The organism is Collinsella tanakaei (genome assembly GCF_016900375.1).
Classification (GTDB): domain Bacteria; phylum Actinomycetota; class Coriobacteriia; order Coriobacteriales; family Coriobacteriaceae; genus Collinsella.
This window is the reverse complement of record NZ_JACJKB010000051.1, coordinates 1-631: the sequence shown is the minus strand read 5'-3', so window position 1 is coordinate 631 and position 631 is coordinate 1. Positions and strand designations below refer to the sequence as shown.

The window sequence follows — 631 nt, the reverse complement described above, 5'->3', positions numbered from 1 at the left end:
TTTTTTAATATGAGCTGAACATTGTCAAGAGGCAAAACCGGCCCGACCGCCCGCGGAGCTACCGCGACCGGTCGGGCCTACCTATCTTCACCCGGGCTGGCTGCCGCCTGAGGGCGTGTCTGTTCGACGCACGTTCGGCATTCTAATATCCGCGCGTGGCCTCTCCGGCTGCGCATTTCGTTGCTACGGCTGGGGGCCTCGGCCGAAGTCTGTCGGCGGGCGTGGCGGTCTCCCGCTGCCCATAAAAAAGACTCGAGTGGCCTCCCAACGGCCTCGAACGGCGGCGGTTCCCGGGGTCGGACCCCGTTGTCCGGGCGGCGCCGCTACGCGGACGCCATCCCCGCTATCGCCCAGACCCAGCACGCCATCTCGCGCGCCGTGGCGCAGTTGGCGACGACGGGGCGCTTGCCGGCCGCCTCCATCGCCTCCCTGCGGTCCTGGAGCCTGCGGTTGCACTTGGCCGCGTGCCTCCTCACCGCGGGCGCGGCCTCCTGGCCGGGCGCGAGGGGCTTGGGCTCGCGCGACGACATCGGCACGTGCCAGGCGGCCTCCACGAGCGCGGAGCGCACGTGCGCGTTGCCGGCGCGGGTGATCCCGCCCCTCGACGACGTCTCGCCGCTCGAGTGCTCGG

The 631-nt window shown here is 70.8% G+C and carries 1 protein-coding gene; it reads right to left on the bottom strand.

Annotated features, from left to right (window positions below):
* Window positions 1-323: 323 nt before the first annotated feature.
* On the bottom strand, window positions 324-631 hold a 308-nt coding region (locus H6A16_RS10560; protein WP_204619014.1), incomplete at its 5' end, for a transposase.